This window comes from Kitasatospora sp. NPDC051170 (genome assembly GCF_044455705.1).
Lineage (GTDB): Bacteria > Actinomycetota > Actinomycetes > Streptomycetales > Streptomycetaceae > Kitasatospora.
This window is the reverse complement of record NZ_JBITFA010000017.1, coordinates 129,046-145,508: the sequence shown is the minus strand read 5'-3', so window position 1 is coordinate 145,508 and position 16,463 is coordinate 129,046. Positions and strand designations below refer to the sequence as shown.

General features: G+C 73.5%; 16 protein-coding genes. 9 read left to right on the top strand and 7 right to left on the bottom strand.

Features of this window, described 5'->3' with window-relative positions:
- Window positions 1-120 precede the first annotated feature (120 nt).
- The 6 genes from ACIBCA_RS30595 (at window position 121) to ACIBCA_RS30570 (ending at window position 5,641) form a co-directional block, all read left to right on the top strand.
- Entirely contained in the window at window positions 121-678 is a 558-nt protein-coding gene (locus ACIBCA_RS30595) for a TetR/AcrR family transcriptional regulator (protein WP_396286277.1), read from the top strand.
- Window positions 679-766: 88 nt separating this feature from the next.
- Window positions 767-2,050 (top strand): sensor histidine kinase, encoded by a 1,284-nt coding sequence (locus tag ACIBCA_RS30590; RefSeq protein WP_396286276.1) that lies wholly within the window; start codon window positions 767-769, stop codon window positions 2,048-2,050.
- On the top strand, window positions 2,038-2,694 hold the full coding sequence (locus ACIBCA_RS30585) for a LuxR C-terminal-related transcriptional regulator (protein WP_396286275.1): 657 nt from the start codon (window positions 2,038-2,040) through the stop codon (window positions 2,692-2,694). Before ACIBCA_RS30590 ends, ACIBCA_RS30585 begins: the two co-directional genes overlap by 13 nt.
- Before the next feature lie 61 nt (window positions 2,695-2,755).
- Window positions 2,756-3,817: an RNA ligase family protein gene (locus tag ACIBCA_RS30580; RefSeq protein WP_396286274.1), complete on the top strand. Its 1,062-nt coding sequence runs from the start codon at window positions 2,756-2,758 to the stop codon at window positions 3,815-3,817.
- A gap of 169 nt (window positions 3,818-3,986) precedes the next feature.
- Window positions 3,987-4,349 (top strand): YciI family protein, encoded by a 363-nt coding sequence (locus tag ACIBCA_RS30575; RefSeq protein ID WP_396286273.1) that lies wholly within the window; start codon window positions 3,987-3,989, stop codon window positions 4,347-4,349.
- Window positions 4,346-5,641, top strand: coding sequence for an RNA polymerase sigma factor (locus tag ACIBCA_RS30570; RefSeq protein WP_396286272.1), 1,296 nt, complete (start codon window positions 4,346-4,348; stop codon window positions 5,639-5,641). Before ACIBCA_RS30575 ends, ACIBCA_RS30570 begins: the two co-directional genes overlap by 4 nt.
- Window positions 5,642-5,651: 10 nt before the next feature.
- Here ACIBCA_RS30570 and ACIBCA_RS30565 read toward each other — a convergent pair whose 3' ends face one another.
- Window positions 5,652-6,563, bottom strand: coding sequence for an NAD-dependent epimerase/dehydratase family protein (locus ACIBCA_RS30565; RefSeq protein WP_396286271.1), 912 nt, complete (start codon window positions 6,561-6,563; stop codon window positions 5,652-5,654).
- A gap of 103 nt (window positions 6,564-6,666) precedes the next feature.
- Here ACIBCA_RS30565 and ACIBCA_RS30560 point away from each other — a divergent pair, with 103 nt between their 5' ends.
- The 3 genes from ACIBCA_RS30560 to ACIBCA_RS30550 all read left to right on the top strand — a co-directional run bounded on the left by ACIBCA_RS30560 (window position 6,667) and on the right by ACIBCA_RS30550 (window position 10,473).
- Window positions 6,667-7,635 carry a GlxA family transcriptional regulator gene (locus ACIBCA_RS30560; RefSeq protein ID WP_396286270.1) on the top strand — a complete coding sequence of 323 codons (969 nt, stop codon included), beginning with the start codon at window positions 6,667-6,669 and terminating at the stop codon, window positions 7,633-7,635.
- 124 nt (window positions 7,636-7,759) lie between these two features.
- Window positions 7,760-8,758, top strand: a complete 999-nt coding sequence (locus tag ACIBCA_RS30555; RefSeq protein ID WP_396286269.1) for a diiron oxygenase — start codon at window positions 7,760-7,762, stop codon at window positions 8,756-8,758.
- Window positions 8,759-8,802: 44 nt separating this feature from the next.
- Window positions 8,803-10,473 (top strand): FAD-dependent oxidoreductase, encoded by a 1,671-nt coding sequence (locus tag ACIBCA_RS30550; protein WP_396286268.1) that lies wholly within the window; start codon window positions 8,803-8,805, stop codon window positions 10,471-10,473.
- 397 nt (window positions 10,474-10,870) lie between these two features.
- Here the strand turns inward: ACIBCA_RS30550 and ACIBCA_RS30545 are convergent, their stop codons facing one another.
- The 6 genes from ACIBCA_RS30545 to ACIBCA_RS30520 form a co-directional block, all read right to left on the bottom strand.
- On the bottom strand, window positions 10,871-11,833 hold the full coding sequence (locus tag ACIBCA_RS30545; protein ID WP_396286267.1) for an aromatic ring-hydroxylating dioxygenase subunit alpha: 963 nt from the start codon (window positions 11,831-11,833) through the stop codon (window positions 10,871-10,873).
- A gap of 8 nt (window positions 11,834-11,841) precedes the next feature.
- Window positions 11,842-12,699: a class I SAM-dependent methyltransferase gene (locus ACIBCA_RS30540; RefSeq protein WP_396286266.1), complete on the bottom strand. Its 858-nt coding sequence runs from the start codon at window positions 12,697-12,699 to the stop codon at window positions 11,842-11,844.
- Window positions 12,700-12,983: 284 nt separating this feature from the next.
- Window positions 12,984-14,126, bottom strand: coding sequence for an ATP-grasp peptide maturase system methyltransferase (gene tgmC / locus ACIBCA_RS30535; RefSeq protein WP_396286265.1), 1,143 nt, complete (start codon window positions 14,124-14,126; stop codon window positions 12,984-12,986).
- Window positions 14,123-15,085 carry an ATP-grasp ribosomal peptide maturase gene (gene tgmB, locus ACIBCA_RS30530; protein ID WP_396286264.1) on the bottom strand — a complete coding sequence of 321 codons (963 nt, stop codon included), beginning with the start codon at window positions 15,083-15,085 and terminating at the stop codon, window positions 14,123-14,125. Before tgmB ends, tgmC begins: the two co-directional genes overlap by 4 nt.
- On the bottom strand, window positions 15,085-15,357 hold the full coding sequence (gene tgmA, locus ACIBCA_RS30525; protein ID WP_396286263.1) for a putative ATP-grasp-modified RiPP: 273 nt from the start codon (window positions 15,355-15,357) through the stop codon (window positions 15,085-15,087). The genes tgmB and tgmA overlap by 1 nt, the downstream gene beginning before the upstream one ends.
- A gap of 155 nt (window positions 15,358-15,512) precedes the next feature.
- Window positions 15,513-16,370, bottom strand: coding sequence for a helix-turn-helix domain-containing protein (locus ACIBCA_RS30520; RefSeq protein WP_396286261.1), 858 nt, complete (start codon window positions 16,368-16,370; stop codon window positions 15,513-15,515).
- Between the last annotated feature and the right edge of the window lie 93 nt (window positions 16,371-16,463).

The following is a 16,463-nucleotide window of genomic DNA, read 5'->3' as shown; positions in this document are numbered from 1 at the left end:
GGCCGGGCCCTTTCCTGTCGGTGGTTCTCCTGATGGTGATGCGCTTGCATCGGAACCGTAGCCGAGGAACCGATACACTTGCATCGGAATAATCGATGAGATCGAGGAGGGAGTGCTCCGATGCCCAGACAGGTCGACCACGAGGAGCGGCGGCGGCGGATCGCCGAGGCCGTCTGCGCCCTCATCGACGAACGCGGGCTCGAAGGAGCCACCCTGCGGGACGTGGCCGCCCGCGCCGAGGTGTCGATGGGCGCCGTCCAGCGCTGTTTCCGCACCAAGGAGGAGATGCTGCGCTTCGCCCTCGCCCACATCGGCGCGCGGATCACCGGCCGCGTCCGCGCCCGGCCCGCCGAGGGCGCCCTCGCCCACGCCGTCACCGAGGTGGCGCTGCTGCGCGAGGAGCACCGCGCCGAGGCGCGGATCTGGCTCGCCTTCCTCGCCCAGGCGGCCGTCGATCCGGCGCTGGCGGAGGTGCTGCGCGCCGGGTACGAGGAGTTCGAGCAGGTGCTGCACCGTCTCCTCGCCGAGGCCGGGGCCGCCGACCCGCGCCGCGAGGCCCGTACGCTGCTCGCCCTCGCGGACGGGCTCACGGCGCAGGTGCTGGTGGGGCGGCTCGGGGCGGGGGAGGCGGAGGAACTGCTGGTCGGGCAGCTCGGGAGGGCGGTTCGGGGGCGGTAGGGCCTGTCTTGGCCTTCCGGCTGCGGAGGTTGGTAGCGTCGGCCACCGGGCGAGGCCGGGCCGGGGGAGGCGGAGTGGGGGAGGCGGAGTGGCGGTTCGACGCGGGGTGCCGGGGGTGGACGGCCTGCGGGGGTTCGGGCGGCGGTTCGCGGCCGCGCTGCGGTACGTGCTCGTGGCCGGTGGGACGGGGCTGGTGGCCCTCGCCGGGGTGTACGTGCTGCTCGCCGTGGCCGTGCTGAGCCTGATCGGCCCCGGGCTGTACCTGCTGCCGCCCGCGCTGAGCCGTCTCCGGCGCGCCGCCGACGCCCAACGGCGTTGGGCCGGGCGGTGGTTGGACTGCGAGATCCCCTCCGACCACCGGCCCGCCGAGGGCAGGCCCCTGGCCCGCGCCCAGGCGATGCTGACCGACCGCGCCACCTATGCCGACCTGCTCTGGCTGCCCGTCCACGGGCTGCTCGGCGTCCTCGGCGCCGCGCTGTCGCTGATGCTGTGCGCGGGCGCGGCGAGTTGGCTGACCGTCCCGCTGTGGTGGCAGGCGGTGCCCCGGCCCCCGCAGCTGTTGAGTTGGGAGATCGACTCCTGGTGGGCCGTGTCGGCGGCCTTCGCCCTCGGTCTCGCGTACGCCGTGCTCGCCGGGTGGCTGCTGCCCTGGTGCGCGCAGCTGCACGCGCTGGCCGCCCGGGCACTGCTGCGGCCGCGCCGCCGACGGGTGTCGCTGGCCGCGCGGGTGCAGGAGCTGACCGTCACCCGGGCCGAGGCGCTGGAGGCGCACGCCGCCGAACTTCGGCGCATCGAACGGGACTTGCACGACGGCGCGCAGGCCGGGATGGTGTCGGTGTCGCTGCGGCTGGCCCTGGTGCAGCGGGCGCTGGAGGCCGGGCCGGACCAGCTGCCCGAGGCCCTCGCCATGCTGGAGCGCACCCGCGAGGTGACCGAGCAGGCGGTGCGCTCCCTGCGCGAGGCGGTGCGCTCGATCTACCCGCCGGTGCTGCTCGACCACGGCCTCGCGGAGGCGGCCCGCTCGCTGGTCGCGGCCTGCCAGATTCCCACCGAACTGGACGTCGAGGACGGGACGGTCGGGGTGCGGGCCCCCGTCGCGGTGGAGGCCGCCGCGTACTTCGTCCTCTCCGAGGCGCTCACCAACACCGCCAAGCACAGCGGCGCCGAGCACGGCCGGGTGCACCTGCGCATCACCGCGCGGGCGATCCACCTCGCCGTGCGGGACGACGGGCGGGGAGGCGCCGTGCCCGGGGCCGGCAGCGGGATCCGCGGCATCGAGCGCCGCGTCGCCGCGTTCGACGGCGTCACCGAGCTGGACAGTCCGCCCGGAGGGCCGACCGAGTTGAGAGTGGAGCTGCCGTGCGGATCGTGATCGCCGAGGACAACGCCCTGCTGCGGGAGGGCATTTCGCTGCTGCTCACCGCTGGCGGCCATGAGGTGTGCGAGGCCGTCGAGGACGGCGGCGAGGTGCTGCCCGCCCTGCTGAGGCACCGCCCGGACGCGGCCGTCCTGGACGTCCGGCTGCCCCCGGGCTTCCGGGACGAGGGGCTGCGGGCCGCGGTCGCCGCCCGGGAGCGGCTGCCCGGGCTGCCGGTGCTGATGCTGTCCCAGTACGTCGAACACGCCTACGCCGCCCGGCTGTTGGCCGACGGCGCCTCCGGGGTCGGTTACCTGCTCAAGGACCGGGTCGGCCGGGTGGAGGAGTTCCTGGACGCGCTGGAGCGGGTGGCGGCCGGCGGCGTCGCGATGGACCCGGAGGTGATCTCCCAGCTGATGGTGCGCCGGGTGCACAACGACCCTCTGGCAGCGTTGAGTTCACGCGAACGCGAGGTGCTCGCCCTGATGGCGGAGGGGCACGGCAACGGCGCGATCGGCGGGCTGCTGTTCATCGCCGAGACCTCGGTGAACAAGCACATCGGGAACATCTTCGCCAAGCTCGGCCTGCCCGCCTCGGACGGCGGCCACCGGCGGGTACGGGCGGTGCTCGCGTACCTGCGCTCGATCGACGCGCCGTAGGGCCCGTCCTGCGGTGAATACCCCTTTGCCCGAGGGCGGGCGATCCGGCGAGGATCGGCGGGTGTCCGCTGACGAGAGCCTCGCCCCGTACCCCAAGATCCCCGCGAAGGGGCGCCCCGACGCGCCCGGCAGCCGGGAGTGGACCGCCGCCGAGAAGGTGCACGGCGCGCACTTCGCGGTGGTCTGCGCGGCGGACGGCGCCGTGCGGGCGGCCAAGCGGCGGGAGCTGCTGGGGGACGAGGGGCTGGACGCCTTCTTCGGCGTGAGCCGGATCTGGCCCGAACTCGCCGTGGCGGCAGCGCGGTTGGCCTCCGTACTGCGGGGGGAAGGCGGCGGGGTGGTGACGGTCTACGGGGAGCTGGCCGGTGGGCGGTACCCGCATCCGCAGGTGCCCGCCGAGGCCGGGGTGGAGCCGGTGCAGACGGGCGTCTGGTACGCGCCGGGGCTGCGCTGGCTGCCGTTCGACGCCACCGTGGAGACGGGCGAGGGGCGGCGCTGGGTCGCGGACCGGGCGCTGCGTGGCGCCGCGGACGCGGCCGGGCTGGTCTGCGTGCCGCTGCTCGGCCGCGGGCCGCTCGGCGTGCTGCAGCAGCTGCCGGTGGCGTACCCGAGCAGGGTGCCGGCGCTGTTCGGGCTGCCCGGGCTGGCTGAGCTGCCCGGGTTGGCTGAGCTGCCCGGGCTGGCCGAGCCGGCCGACAACCTGGCCGAGGGGTACGTCCTGAAGCCCGCCGGGGAGTGGTGGGAGAGCGGCGCGCCGGGGGCGAAGGCGCGGCCGGTGCTCAAGGTGAAGCAGCGGGCCTTCGCCGAGGACGAGCGCTACGACGGCGCCCGCCCGTACCTCGTCCCGCCCGAGGGCGCGGCCGGGGTGCCCGGGTGGCTGCTCGCCCGGGCCTCGGCGCTGCTCACCCCGGCCCGGGCGGCGGGGGCGGTCGGCAAGCTGGGGCCGCGCACGCCGCTGGAGGCGGTGGCGGCGGAGATCGCCGAGGACGCGGCGGCCGAACTCGCCGAGGCGCTGGGCGGGCTGGACCGTACGGAGGTGGAGGCGCTGCGGCGCGCCCTCGGGCCGGGCGCGCGCTCCCTGGCGGCGTTCGACGCGCGGGACCGGCGGCGCGGGGGCGGATGATCTTCGGAGTTCCTGGCGGAGTCCCTTTCGGAGTTCCTCTCGGAGTTCCTGTCGGAGGGGATTCCGGAAGAATGTCGTTCGCTGTGTCGAGGGGGCGCCGTCGGCTCCGTCTCCTGGATGAGGGCACACCGACCGGGTGTGCCGCGCTCAGCGGAACGGGAGAACCGGAATGAAGTACGTCGCGATGATCTACGGCAACCAGGCCAAGTGGGACTCCTTCCCGGCCGAGGCATGGCCGGAGGCGATCGCCCGGCAGGAGGCGTTCAACGCCCGCTACCGCGAGACCGGCGAGCTGATCGGCGCGTACGGGCTCGCCGACGCCGCCGCGGCGCAGCTGGTGCGGCGGGCGGAGGGCGCGCCGGTCGTCACCGACGGGCCGTACCTGGAGACCAAGGAGTACCTGGCCAGCTTCTACCTGCTGGACTGCGAGAGCCTGGAGCGGGCCCAGCAGATCGCGGCGGACATGCCGTTCGCGGACGTCGAGCCCGTGGAGCTGTGGCCGATCCTGCACGAGTCGCCGGCGGGCGAGTGACCGGGGGCGGGGGAGTAACGGCCGTCGAGGGGCTGCTGCGCGACCTCGCGCCGCAGGCCCTCGGGGTGCTGGTGCGCCGCTACGGGGACTTCGACCTGTGCGAGGACGCCGTGCAGGAGGCCCTGCTGGCGGCCGCGCTGCACTGGCCCGAGGACGGCCTGCCGGACAACCCGCGCGGCTGGCTGGTGACGGTCGCGAGCCGCAAGCTGCTCGACCAGGTGCGCAGCGACTCCGCCCGCCGCCGCCGCGAGGAGGCGCTCGCCACGGCCACCCCGCAGTCCGCGCTGCTCGCGCCGCCCGCCGACTCCGGGCCCGACGAGGGCGCCGCCGACGACTCGCTCGCGCTGCTGTTCCTCTGCTGCCACCCGACGCTGTCCGCGCCGAGCCGCATCGCGCTCACCCTGCGCGCCGTCGGCGGGCTGACCACCGCGCAGATCGCGGCCGCCTTCCTGGTGCCCGAGCCGACGATGGCGCAGCGCATCAGCCGTGCCAAGCAGAGCATCCGCGCGGCGGGTGGCGGCTTTGCGCCGCTGGAGGGGGAAGGGGCCCTGGCGGCGCGGCTGGGCGAGGTCCGGCAGGTGCTGTACCTGATCTTCAACGAGGGCTACACGGCCAGTGACGGCGAGGAGTTGACCGCGCCCCGGCTCGCGGGCGAGGCGATCCGGCTCACCCGGCTGCTGCTGCGCCTGGTGCCCGAGGACGCCGAGACGGCCGGGCTGCTCGCCCTGATGCTGCTCACCGACGCCCGCCGGCCCGCCCGCACCGGGCGCTACGGCGAGCTGGTGCCGCTGGCGGAGCAGGACCGGCGGCTGTGGCGGCGCGAACTCCTGGAGGAGGGCCTGGAGTTGATCGCCGCCGTGCTGCCCGGTGGGCCGGTCGGTCCGTACCAGGTGCAGGCCGCCATCGCGGCGGTGCACAGCGAGGCGGCGAGCGCGGAGGAGACGGACTGGCCGCAGATCCTGGTCCTGTACGACCTGCTGCTCGCCTTCGACGCCAACCCGGTGGTGGCGCTCAATCGGGTCGTCGCCCTCGCGCAGGTGTACGGGCCGGCGGTGGGTCTGGCGGTGCTGGACGGGGCCGGCGGAGGCGCGGACGGCACGGAGGCGCTGGCCGCGGACAAGCGCCTGGCCCGCCACCACCGCCTCCTCGCCGTCCGCGCCCACCTGCTCGAACAGGCGGGCGCGGAGCCTGCGGTGGTCGCACAGGCGTACCGGGCCGCCGCCGCCCGTACGTCCAGCGCCCCCGAGCGGCGGCACCTGAGCGAGCGGGCGCGGCGGGCGGCCGGGGCGTGAGGGGGCGGCCTCAGGCGGAGGCCATCTCCTTGAGGACCACGTCGAGCGGCGTCGGTTCGAGGCCCAGGGCTGCGGCGGTCTCGGAGGCGTCGAGGAGGTTCGGGCGGTCGTAGAGGTAGAGCATCTCGGGGAACTCCGCCATGACCGAGTCGGTCCGCGCGACCTCCTTCAGCTCCGCGCGGGTCATCCGCCCGAGGCGCGGCGCGGGCGCCCCCGCCGTGCGGGCCAGCTCCTCGGCGAGCTCGCGGACGGTGGCCTCGGAGGTGGACGGCACGTGCCAGGCCCGGCCCCAGGAGCGGTCGTCGCGGGCGGCGGCGATCAGGGTGCGGGCGGTGTCGACGGTGTAGGACCAGCTGTGCGGCGCGTCCAGGTCCCCCGGGTAGGCGACGGGGCCGCCGGCCAGGACCTGGGCGCCGACCATGATCGTGAACGGCGAGTAGGCGCCCGCGCCGAGGTAGTCGCTCGCCCGGATCTCCGTCACCCGGACCCGTCCGGCCCGGTGGGCGGCGAGCGCGTCCTCCCACATCCGGGCCCGGACGGTGCCCTTGACGCTGCTCGGCGCCATCGGGAGGCCCTCGGTGGCCGGCCCCTCGACCGGCCCGTAGCCGTAGGTGTTGCCGAGCATCACGTAGTCGGCCGAGGCGCGTTCGGCCGCCGTCAGCAGGGCGGCGGCCAGTGGCGGGAAGTCGGCCGGCCAGCGGTCGTAGGCGGGCATGGCGCAGTTGAGCAGCACGTCCGCGCCTCGGAGGGCCTCGGTCAGCCGGCCGGTGTCGGTGGCGTCCAGCGGCATCCGCTCGATCCCCGGGTGGTCGGGGCCGGAGCCCCGGCGGGTGAGGAGGCGGACGCGCTCCCCGGACTCGGCGAGCAGGCGCGCGGTGGCCGCTCCGGTGGCTCCGGCGCCGACGACGACGTACGTGGACACGGGTGTACTCCCGGGTGGTGGAGGGGGGTTGGCCGTTCCAGCTTCGGGGGCGGAGGACCCGTAGGGTAGTGGCCCGAATGCCAGACATCCGGAGGTTCGGGCCATGTCCGTCTCGCAGCCGGCCGCACACCGCGTCGTCGTCGCCGTTCCCCCCGCCACCACCTTCGACCTGTCCATCCCCGAACTCGTCCTCGGCGCCACCGCCGTCGACGGCCGCCCCGGGTACGAGGTGCGCATCTGCACCGCCCGGCCCGGCCGGATCGCGACGAGCAGCAGCATGGTGGTCACCGTCCCGTACGGGCTGGAGGCCGTCGAGGACGCCGACACCGTGATCGTGACCGGCACCGCCGCCCGCGAGGAGATCGAGCCCGCCGTCCTCGCCGCGCTGCGCCGGGCGGCCGGGGGCGGCAAGCGCGTCGCCTCGATCTGCACCGGCGCGTTCGTGCTCGCCCGGGCGGGCCTGCTGGACGGGCGCAGCGCGACCACGTACTGGGCCAAGTCCGAGGAGTTCAGCGCCCGTTACCCCGAGGTGCGGCTGCGCCCGGACGTGCTCTACGTCGAGGACGGTAACCTGCTGAGCTCCGTCGGGCTCTCCGCGGGCATCGACCTGTGCCTGCACCTGGTGCGCTCCGACTACGGCGCCGCCACGGCCAACGCCACCGCCCGGCTGGTGGTCGCGGCTCCCGTACGACCGGGCGGGCAGGCACAGTTCATCGCCACGCCGCTGCCGCCGGAGTCCGGCACCTCGCTGGCGGGGACGCGGGCGTGGGCCCTGGACCGGCTCCACGAGCCGCTCACCCGGGGCGAGTTGGCGGCGCACGCGGCCACCAGCGTCCGGACGCTGACCCGGCGCTTCCACGAGGAGACGGGCCTGAGCCCGTTGCAGTGGCTGCTGCACCAACGGGTCATCCGGGCGCAGGAGTTGCTGGAGACGACGGAACTGCCGATGGAGCAGGTGGCCCGGCTCAGCGGCCTGGCCACCCCCGACTCGCTGCGGCGCCACCTGGCGGGGCGCACGGGCCTGACGCCCAGCGCGTACCGGGCGGCGTTCACCCGGCGGCCCCCGGCGTAGGGCCCCCGGCGTAGGGCCCCTCGTAGGCGCGCGCGGGGGGTTCTCGGGCGGGCGCTCTTATTGTACTGTCCGTCTAATAAGCGGGTGAGCGGGCATCCGCAGGAGCAGGCACCAGGAGGCAGCCATGGCTCTCACCGACCCGGTGGCGCGGCAGCGGGACCGGCAGGACCAGCGGGACCGGCAGGACCGGCAGGACCGGCAGGGCGGGACCCACCGGAATGACCGCCGGCACGAGCAGCGGCACACCACGGCGGACGACGACGTCTCGAAGCGGCTGCTCGAGTCGGCCGCCACCCTCTCCTACGACCCCTCGGTCGAGATCGACTGGGACGCGCCCCTGCCGCCCGAACACCACGGCCTGAACCCGGAGTGGAGCACCCTCTACGGCACCCGGCTCTGGGACGAGATGAGCGAGCAGCAGCGGGTCACGCTCACCCGGCACGAGGTCTGCTCGATCATGAACACCGGCATCTGGTTCGAGATGATCCTCCAGCAGATGGTGCTGCGCGACCAGTACCTCAACGACCCGGCCAGCGCCGAATTCCGCTTCGCGCTCACCGAGATCGCCGACGAGTGCCGCCACTCGATCATGTTCGCCCGCGCCTGCGAGAAGATGGGCGTCCCCGCCTACCGGCCCAACAGGCTCATCGCCCAGGCCGGGCGCCTCTTCAAGTCCCTCGCCAGGGGCGAACTCGCCTACGGCGGCATCCTGGTGGCCGAGGAGGTGCTCGACGTCATGCAGCGCGACTGGATGCGCGGCGAGAACGTCCTCGACATCGTGCGCGGCACCTCCCGCATCCATGTGGTCGAGGAATCCCGGCACATGAAGTTCGCCCGGCAGGAGATCCGGGAACGGATGCGCCACGCCGGCCCCGCCCGCCGCCGCCACGCCGCCGCGGGCATCGCCGTCTGCGCGTACATCATCGTCACCAGCATGGTCCACCCCGGCGTCTACCGGGCCGCGGGCCTCGACGTCGACCGGGCGCTCGCCGAGGCCGCGGCCAACGAGCACCGCAAGGCGATGATGCGCACCAGCTCCCGGCACCTGATGGCCTTCCTCGCCGAGACCGGGCTGCTCACCAGGCGATCGGCGGCCATCTACCGCCGCTTGCACATGCTCTGACGGATCGTCACTTCACTCATCACAGCGAGGACCCCACCCCCGCCATGGCCTACGCGATCACCCGGAACTGCTGCAACGACGCCTCCTGCGTGTCCGTCTGCCCGGTCAACTGCATCCACCCGACCCCGGACGAACCGGAGTTCGGCACCACCGACATGCTCTACATCGACCCGGTGGCCTGCATCGACTGCGGCGCCTGCGCCGACGCCTGCCCCGTCGACGCGATCTTCCCCGTCGACCGGCTGCGCGGGCCCGACACCGCGTTCGGCCCCATCAACCGCGACTGGTTCCGCGACAATCCCAGCGACCACGCCTGGGGCGCGCCCAGCTTCCCGCGCAGCCTGCCGGGAGGCGTGGGCCCGCTGCGGGTGGCCATCGTCGGCACCGGGCCGTCCGCCGGGTACACCGCGCAGGAACTGCTGCGCTCCACCGGCGCCGAGATCACCATGATCGACCGGCTGCCCGTCGCCGGCGGGCTGCTGCGCCACGGCGTCGCACCCGACCACCAGTCCACCAAGCGGATCGCGGAGAGCTTCGCGAGCGTCTTCCACGACCCGAGGCTGCGGATGCACCTCAACGTCGAGGTCGGCACGGACGTGACCCACGAGGAACTCGCCGCCCACCATCACGCCGTCGTCTACGCGGTCGGCGCCGCCGCAGACCGGCGCCTGGACATCCCCGGCGAGGACCTGCCCGGCAGCCTGCCCGCCACCACCCTCGTCCGCTGGTACAACGCCGAACCCACCGTCCCGGCCGGGGCCGTGCGGCTCGACGTCGAACGGGTCGCGGTGATCGGCACCGGCAACGTCGCCGTCGACATCGCCCGGATCCTCCTCACCGACCCGGACCGGCTCGCCGCCACCGACATCGCCGACCACGCGCTCGCGGCGCTGCGCGGCGGGCGGGTGCGGGAGGTCGTCCTGCTGGCCCGGCGCGGGCCCGAGCAGGCGGCGTGGACGAGGGCGGAGTTCCTGGCGCTGCGCGAACTGCCGGGCGTCGAACTGGTCGTCGAGGACCATCCGCAGGTGCGGGCCGCGATCGAGTCGGCCGCGCCCGGCTCGCGGGCGGCGCTGCTCGCGGGGCTGCGGTTCGTCCCGTACGGGGCGGGGGCGGGGGCGGACGCGGAGTCGGCGGAGGGGCGGCGGATCGTGCTGCGGTTCCTGTCGGCGCCGGTCGAGCTCGTGGCGGGCGCGGACGGGCGGGTGGCCGGGGTGACGGTGCAGCGTACGGCGCTGGGTGATGATGCGGTGGCGGCGACGGGCGAGCGGGAGACGTTGGCGGTGGGGCTGGTCGTGCGGTCGATCGGGCATCGGGGCGTGCCCGTGCCCGGGCTGCCGTTCGACGAGGCGGCGGGGACGGTCGCGCACGAGGGCGGGCGGGTCGTGGACCCGGCCGGCGGACGGCCGCTGCCCGGCGCGTACGTGGTCGGGTGGGCCAAGCGCGGCCCGTCCGGCGGGATCGGCGCCAACCGGGCCTGCGCCCGGGAGACCGTCGACGCGCTGCTGGACGACGCCGAGGCCCGGGCGCTGTCCACCCCGGTGGGGAGCGGGCGGGACTTCGGGAAGCTGGTGCGCGCGCGGCGGCCGGACGCCGTCGGGCTCAAGGAGCTGCGGGCGGTGGAACGGGCGGAGCGCGCCCGGGGCGAGGCCGAGGGGCGGCCCCGGGTGAAGCTGGCCACCGTGCCGGAGCTGCTGGCGGCGGGGCGTCGGCGCTGAGGTGGGATGTGCCTTAGGGCGTGCACGAGAAGTCGGCCCGTCCGACTTCTCGTGCGTGCCCGATGGGGGTGCGGGCCACCCGTACGTGTGGCTGACGGGGGCGTTGCCCGTTGACGCGGCCGTGTCCAGGGGCGGGTGGGGTCCGTTGGGCGGGTGTGAGTGGATTTGGGGTGATGCCGGTACCGCGGCGATGGCGGCGACCGGTTGAGGAAACGATCCTGCATGTGCTGGAGCGCTCTGCGGAACGTCCGGTGGAGCGGCCGACGGAGCGCCCGCCGGCCGAGGATCCGGAGGTGCCCATCTACGCCGAGCTGGCCCGGCGCTGGCAGGCCGAAGGACGGTCCGTACCCGGGCTGCCCGACCCGGTGTGGGAGGCCCTCGCGGCGCCGGGCGAGACTTAGTGCGCGTCCTGCGGGTAGAACTGGCGGGCCCAGCGGCGGAACAGGCCGATCGACCGCTCCCCGGGCACCAGATGGGGGTGCGGCAGGTAGCGCTTGTGCTCCAGTACCGGCCGGTCCTGCTTGATGATCCGCACCGACGCCTGCAGGGCCAGCCAGGAGGCCGCCCGGTCGACGGCCTTCAGCGAACCGGGCCCCGGCACCGATCCCGGCATCGATCCCGGCAGCGGCACCGTGCTCGTCACCGCGAACCGCACCCGGGTGAGCCACGGGCCGAGCGGTGTCGGCATCACCCACACCCGCAACGTGGTCCCCAGCTGCGGGAGTTCGGCCGTCAGCCGCATCAGGCCCAGTCCCGCCAGGGCCACCGGCTGCTCCAGGCTGACCGCGCCCAGCCCTGGGAAGCGGGTGACGGTGCGCTGGTGGACGGTGAACAGCGGGCCGTCCACCTCCGGCGGGGCGGTCTCCCGGGTGTCCAGGTCGTGCAGAACCACCGTGTGCCGGAAGTCCACGCTGTTCTCCATCACCTCCTGCGGGTGCGAGCGCAACTCCCCGCTCCACCAGGCGAGCGGGCGCACCCCGACCGGCGGCGGCAGCTCCCAGGAGGGCGCCCCATCGCCGCACCAGACGAACAGGATGCCGTCGCGCTCGGCGAAGTGACGAAGCGTCAGTGCGGCGCGCAGTCGAGTGCCGTCCGGGGCACCGAGGCAGGAACCGTCCAGAGCGAAGGCGAACCCGTGGAACGGGCACACCAGTTCCTCGCCCCGGACCCGCCCGCCGGCCCCGAGGTGCGCCCCCAGGTGCGGGCAGTGCGGCCCGACCGCCCGCGCGGCGCCCCGGCGGGTCCGGTACATCACCACGTCCTCGCCCGCCAGGCGGGCCGTCCGCACCCGCCCCGGCGGCAGGTCGCGGGCGCGGCCGACGCAGAACCAGCCGGACGGGTAGGGGAGCGGGGAAGCCATGGCTCGGGTCACCTCGCGGGCTTGACGGCGGTGTGAACGTACCAGGCGACGCACTCCCGTACGTCGTACATCTCCACCGTGGAACGGAGATTGAGCCACCGCGCCGGATCGCCGCAGCGGCGCAGCACCTCCCACGGCAGGCGGAAGGCGGTGTGCACCGCCTCGGCGGTCGGCGCGTAGTACGCGCTCGCGTCCAGGGCCTCCTCCACCTCGAACCCGGCCTCGGTGAGCAGCCGCGACAGGTTCCCGGCGTGGAAGACCCGGGCGCCGGTCATCGCCATCGCGTCCAGGAACGGCTCCAGCAGCTCGCGCTTGCCGGGCGGCAACTCCTCCAGCGGGCCGGTGGCCATCGGGCCCAGCAGGACCAGCTTCCCGCCGGGGCGCAGCACCCGGTGGAACTCCGCGAGAGCGCGGGGCGGGTCGTAGGAGTGGACCAGGGTCTCCATGGCGTAGGCGCCGTCGAACTCACCCGTCGCGTACGGGAGATCGTGGTAGTCGGCCCAGGTGAAGACCGTACGGACGCCCAGCGCGGCGCGCTCGCTCAGGCGGCGGGCCTCGGCGAGGTGGAAGTCCAGCACGTCCACGCCGTCCACGACCAGCCCGAACCGCGTGGCCATCGCCCGGGCCACCACCCCCGCCCCGCACCCGGCGTCCAGCACCCGCGCGCCCGGCCGCAGGGCGAGCCTGCGGCCCAGCACGTCCTGCAACTGCCGCTGCGCGCGCCACAGCCGCCACTTCGACTGCCCCGGTTCCGTCCACCCCCAGTGCCGGGCGTTGCGCGCCACCCAGGTGTAGAACAGCCGACTGCCCGTCCGCCCGTACACCCGGCGCAACCCGGCCAGATCCAGTCCCTGCACGACGCCCATGCGGCCACGCTAGCGGCGGGGCGCCGCCCGGCCCGCTCATGCCACGCGCGGGGGGTGGTTGTGTGCTCGTATGCCTAGGTGCCGGGTGAACACCCGCGCATCATCCGCTTCGCTGAGGAGTTCTTCCGCCGTTCCCCACCATCCACCCCCCACCCGCCTTCCGGCGGGTGCCCGCCCCCGGCCTCGGCGTGCCCCGCCCAGCCGGGCGGGGCACGCGGAGCCTGATCCCGCCCGGGCGGGCAGGTCCAGCTGCGGCGTGTGGTCTGGGTGGCGCAGGCCCGATATCAGATCGGGAGGTCCCACCCGGGGCCGTCCTCGGAGCCGAGCCATACGCGCTGTCCGGCGGCCGAGACCGTGATCCCGAACTGTTCCTGGCGCGGCTCGTCGGCGGCATGCCACTGCTGCACGGCTCGTTCCACCCGGTCCCACAGACACACGGGGCCGCGTTGGACGACGGTCCACCCGCCGTCAGGGTTGGGGGTCGTCCGGGCCTGCGAACCGGTGGCCACGTCCCAGAGGATCTGTTCGGCCCCTGCCCCCATGCGTTCGGCGGAGGGGGCCGCGAGCTGGGCGACCCAACCGCCGGTCCAGTCGTCGAGCTTGGCGGGGTCGATCTGACTCGGACGCTCCTCTCCGGGGAGCAGGGCCAGCGTCGGACGGGGCGGCCGGTCGTGCGGTCGGGCGATCATGAAACTGGTGCACCCGGGGAGGAAACGGCCCGTGGCCTCTCCGGGGCCGGTCACGTCGAGCAGCGCCAGAGCGCTCGCGTAGCTCCACCCGGAGAGGGTGGCCAAGATCTTCCCACCGGGCTTCACCTGGTGCAGCCAGGGCAGCGGGACGTACCGGACCGAACAGGTGGCGATCAGCCGGTCGTACGGCCCGCCCTGAGGGTCGCCGCGCAGCCCGTCACCGATGATCAGCCGGGGCGAGAACCCGGCCGTCTTGAGCGCCGTGGCGGCTGCTCCTCCGACCACCGGGTCGTACTCGATGCTGGTCAGGTTGGCGTCCCCGAGGCGGTGCGCGCCGAGGGCGGTCGAGTACCCGGTTCCGGTGCCGATCTCCAGCACCCGGTGACCGGCCTCCGCGCCTAGTTGCTGCCACATCCGCAGCACCAGGGACGGCAGGGTGGACGATGATGACGGGGAGCCGGTCACGGCGTCCTCGGTCACGTCGTCGGGCCTGACCCGGCCGTCCAGTTGGGTGATCAGCGTCTCGTCGGAGTAGACGCCCTCCAGCCACCCGGGATCGCCCTCACGGACGGGCCGGTAGCTGGTGGGGACGCTGCCCGCCACCGGCAGGAGGTAGGCCCCCGTGAACAGCTCGCGGGGAACCGTGGTGGCTGCGCTGCGCCACTCGGGTTCGGTCAGGGTGCCGTCCTCGGCGAGTCTGTCCGCCAGGGCGCTGCGAAGCCGAGCCGATGTGCTCACGTGTCGGGGCCTTTCTCCAGTTGGTCGGTGAGAGCTCGGGCGATGGCGGCGGTGGTCTGCGCCGGCTGCCAGGCCCACTGGCCGTTCGGGTTGCACTCAAGGAAGTACCAGTCACCCGCAGGGGTCACGGCGAAGTCGAACGCGCCGTAATGCAAACGGAGTTCGGCGAGATAGGCCGCAACCGCACGCGAGACCGGCGCGGGTGCCGCGATCGGTGTGCACGTCATCAGGTCTTGACGGTAACGCCAGTCGAGATCGGGGCTGTCGATCCGGACCCCGAACAGTCGGCGGCCCACAGCGGTCACCCGCACGTCGAACGCCTTGTCCACCTTGGCCTGGAACATGTGGGGGCAGACGGACACGGCGTCGGTGATCTCCGCCGCGTGGACCTCCCGAACCCATACGCTGTGCGGCTGATCGTCCGCGCGGTAGCGCGAGTTCCACACGGGTTTGTAGACCACTCCGCCGGACTGCTGCGCGGCGAACGTCCGCGCCTCGTCCGGGTCGTCGGTGATCACCGTACTGGGCACCAGGAACCCGCAGCGCTGCGCGGTCGAGAGCTGCGCGGGCTTGAACTCGCCGGCCCGGTTGCTCCACGGATGATTGACGTAGTGCGCGCCAGGCAGTGACGCGAGGATGCCCCCGGCGCCCCACAGGGCCTGCTCTGCGGCGAACCGGCGGTCCTGGCCGGTCAGATCGGGCGGTCCTTCGTAGGGCGAGGGCCTGCGCACCCACACGGACCGGATCCGCGTGGTGTCGATCTCCCGGCTCGCCGTGCGCAGGGTGCCCCGCTGATCGCCTGTACCGTACGTGGCGGTCAGCGAGGCACCCGCGTGCAGGTCGGTGCCGGGGTCGAGACGGACGACGGGAACCCGGCGCTCGGCGAGAAGCCGCAGCACCACGTCCGCAGTCACGTCGTAGGGGTTGGTCAGCACCAGCACCGACCTGCTGTCACGCATCAGCCGGAACTCTGGTCCTGGTCGTACGACTCGGTGCTGTCCGCGTCGGTGGCGCCACCCGGGCTGGACCCGTCACCCGGGGCGGTCGTGGTGGGCGTCAGGCCGCTCGTGCTGGTGCCGTGGCTGCCCAGTTCAACGGTTCGGCCGTGCTCGTCCACGATGACGGCGATCTGCGTCTCGGGGTCGATTACGGGGGTGTGCGCCGGGAGCGTGGTGGTGGCCGCGTACGGCCCCATCCTGCTGATGCCCCAGGGCGCGGGGGTTCGGGTCATGGGTCCTCCTTGTTCTGACAACCCGCCGCAGTCGGGGCGGGAGTTTGGGTGGTACAGGAAGTCGGCCGCGCCGACTTCCTGCGCAGTGCCGGTGATTCTCGGGACTCTGTTCGTCGAGAAACCACGCTAGGGGTGTCGAGTTTCGGGGTCCATGGTCAGTCGAGCTTCCGCATGAAATCGTCCGCGCATTTTCGGAGGAATGCAGAGGAATCCGCACCTGTGAGGGCATGGCCGAGGAACATGTCGAACAGTTCTGCATGGTGATCGATGTCCTGCGGGTTCCGTAGAACCACCTCGCCGGAGAACAACTCAACCGTGACCAGGCGATCGTCATAGATCACGAAGATATTCATCGGCGTGCCACGGACCGGGACGCCTTGCGGGATGATCGAGATCTCCACGTTGGGCTTCTCGGAAACCGCAGCCATGTGGAGCGCCTGGGTCGCCATCACCGGCAGGCTTGCCCGTTGCCATCTGACAGCTTGCTCGGTCAACAGGAACACGAAGTGGCGGTCAGGGTCGTCCAGGATTGACTGCCGGTCCAGTCGTGCCTGCACCACCCTGGCCACATTCCTTGCCGGAGCGCTCCCGACGGTCGGAGTCAACGTCTCCGTGGCGTACTCGCGCACGTGGAGGAGCCCGGTAGGGATCGCCGGGAGGAAGTGCCGCATCAGACGTGACGACTCTTCCAATGCCTTGAGTTCGGCCTGCTTCTGGTAGAGACCGAGCCTGGCGTAGGTGCGCCAGGCGACGTAGTCGACGTTTGCCGCTCTGGCGAGGTTGAGCAGTTCCCCGGCCACCTCGGGTGGAACGCCCTCGAAGGCTGAGAGGATCAATTGCACGTCGACGACTGTGGGAAGAGTCCTCCCGGTTTCTATCCGACTGATTTTCGACTGGCTCATGTTGCAGCGCTTCGCGAGCCGCTCGCCGGAAAGCCCGGAAGCCTTGCGGAGGCCCCTCAAGGCTTCCGCAAGGTCTTTCCGCTGGCGCCTTTGATGTTCAGGTTCGAGCACTGTTCCACTCTGCGAATTCCCCACTCGGAGTGGTGTGGCCAACGTCGTGTCCCTGTACGGCGATTGTGCCTCGATCGGTGACGAAGACGGTCG